The 2,402-nt window shown below is 73.2% G+C and carries 3 protein-coding genes; 1 reads left to right on the top strand and 2 read right to left on the bottom strand.

Features of this window, described 5'->3' with window-relative positions; genetic code table 11:
- Positions 1-8: 8 nt before the first annotated feature.
- Positions 9-587: a TetR/AcrR family transcriptional regulator gene (locus MR1_RS18960; protein WP_067250816.1), complete on the bottom strand. Its 579-nt coding sequence runs from the start codon at positions 585-587 to the stop codon at positions 9-11.
- A gap of 73 nt (positions 588-660) precedes the next feature.
- On the opposite strand from MR1_RS18960, the gene MR1_RS18955 reads away from it, so the two are divergent.
- Complete coding sequence (locus tag MR1_RS18955; protein ID WP_067250813.1) at positions 661-1,077, top strand: VOC family protein; 417 nt, start codon at positions 661-663, stop codon at positions 1,075-1,077.
- 36 nt (positions 1,078-1,113) lie between these two features.
- Here the strand turns inward: MR1_RS18955 and MR1_RS18950 are convergent.
- Positions 1,114-2,402, bottom strand: a 1,289-nt coding sequence (locus MR1_RS18950; protein WP_067250809.1) for an aldehyde dehydrogenase family protein, incomplete at its 5' end; no start/stop codon positions are given.

Raw genomic sequence — 2,402 nt, 5'->3', positions numbered from 1 at the left:
TCTAGTCCTCACCCGAGCGCGGCGTCCAGGAGCCGGTCCAAGGCGGTGTGCGCGGCGGTGCGCGCGGCGGCGTCGCCGGGCCGTGCGGCCAGTCCCAGCGCCGCCTCGTTCATCGCGCCGGACAGCATCGCCGTCATCGCCTCGCGGAGGGCGGGCTCCACGCCCGCCGCGGCCAGCGCCTCCGCGAGATGGGCCCCCGAGTGCTGCGCGTCGAGCTGCCGCCACCGCTGCCACCCCAGCACCGCCGGCGCTTCGATCAGAAGCACGCGCACCGCGGCGTCGTCGGTGATCGCGTCGAGGAAGGCGTGGCTGCCGGCGCGGAGCTGCGCCGAGGGGTCGTCCCCGGCCGCGTCGGCGGCCGCCACCACCGCCGCCGCCACGAGCTCCTGCTGCCGAGCGGCGACCGCCTCGAACAGCCCGGCCTTGTTCCCGTAGTGGTGGTAGACGGCTCCGCGCGTGGCTCTGACCCGCCGTGCGACGTCTTCCACGGCGACGGCGGCGTACCCGTCCGCGGCGAACAGCGCGCGGGCGGCGTCCAGGATCTGCTGCGCCGTGCGTGCGGCGTCGTCGGCGGAGGCGCGGGGCATGGGGGTTCCTTTACGTACAGCGTGTATGTAAACTCGAGCGTGATACATACTCAGTGTACGTAAAGGAGCAGACGTGTCCGTCACCAGCCTGTACCCCGTGCTCATGTCCTCGGACGTCGCCGTGGCCGCCCGGTTCTACCGCGACGAGCTCGGCTTCGAGGTCTCCTTCGAGAGCGACTGGTACGTGAGCCTGCGTGTGCCGGGGAGGGATGGCGCCGTGTTCGAGCTGGCGATCCTCGACCGCGCGCACGAGACGATCCCGGCCTCCTTCCGCGCCGCCGTGCAGGGCGTGCTGGTGAACGTCGAGGTCGACGATGTGGACGCCGTGCACGCGCGACTCGTGGGAGAGAGGGGATGCGACGTGGCGCTGCCGCTGCGGGACGAGGCCTTCGGCCAGCGCCACTTCATCGTCATCGCGCCCGACGGGGTGCTCGTCGACGTCATCCAGCCGATCGAGCCCGCCCCGGAGTTCGCGGGGGCGTACGCGTGAGCGCGGCCCCGCCCGTCGAGCGGGCGAGCGGGGCGCTCAGGCGCGCATCGCCTGGACGAGCGTGCGCAGCAGCGCCAGCACCCCGCCGCGGGCGCGGAAGCGGGTGAGTCCCTCGCTGACCTCCGCGCCGGTGCGGGACGACACGAACCACGGGGGCTTCGGGAGGATGCTGAACCGTCCGCCGTCCGTCACGACGGACGCCGAGCGCGGGAACGGGCGGAACGGTCCGCGCACGACGGAGCGCTCCACGTCCGCGAGGAGCAGCGCGTTGTGCACCACCCCGATGCCGCTGCCGACGTCCTGGATCGTGCCGCCCGGGTACGCGCCCCAGGTCATGGTGGGGGTGAGGAAGGCGAACGCCGTCCAGGCGTTGATCGCGATGTCGCCGTAGCGGAGATCGGCGATCGCGCGTTCGAAGCCCGCCCCGAGCGCCTGCTCGGAGGCCGGGTCGATGAGCACGTTCGCGCCGAGCGTCCCCTGGAGCCGTTCGTTCGCGTGGGCGACCGCCGCGTCCAGGAACTCCTGTCCGGTGCCGGGGATCGTGACGACGCCGAGGACCGGGGCGAAGTACTCGGTCTGCTCCAGCGCGGCCGCATCGTCCTCCGGGCCGAGCTCGACGAGCACGCGGTCGGCCAGCACGAGCGCGTCGGGATACGCGTCGGCGGCCTGCTGCATCCGCTCTTCCGAGCGGGGATACCAGATCGGGCGCTCGGGGGCATTGGCGTAGGCGCGGCGCAGCTCGGCGCGGAACTGATCGGCCTGGGACCAGTCGGAGGACAGGATCACGACCTGCCCGGCGATGCAGTTGTGCCCGGCGTTCTGCAGGCGCATCGTGGCGATGTGCTCCGCGTGGAAGCGAAGGTCATCGGCGCTCCAGGACCCGGGGACGACGATGATCGGGGAGACCCCGCCCAGCTCGGCCGTGATCGGCGTCGTGAGCCGCGGCTTGTCCTGCGTGCGGCGGCGCTTGGTCGCGGCGGCGCCCTGACCGGACGAGGGTCCCCACACGATCGCGTCGAAGGTCGGCGCGGACCCGGTGATGTGGACGTGCGCGAAGCCGGCGTGGGCCGTGAGGTAGGTCCCGACGTCCGCGCCGCCGCGGACGATGCGGAGGAAGCCGGGCGCGACGAGCGGGGCGAGGGCCCGCTCGAACACGGGCACGAGCGCGTCCTGGGTGGGGTTGACCTTGAGCAGCACGGTCCGGTTGTGTGCGAGCAGCTCGTACAGCACGTCGAGGACGGGGATCGAGGTGATGTTCCCGGCGCCGAGCACCAGCCCGACGCCCCCGTCGCCCTCGGCGGCGGCGCGCTGGGCGAGACCGGCCC

Source organism: Microbacterium resistens NBRC 103078 (assembly GCF_001552355.1).
GTDB lineage: Bacteria > Actinomycetota > Actinomycetes > Actinomycetales > Microbacteriaceae > Microbacterium > Microbacterium resistens.
The sequence above is the reverse complement of the archived record's forward strand: the minus strand, read 5'-3'. Positions and strand labels throughout refer to the sequence as shown.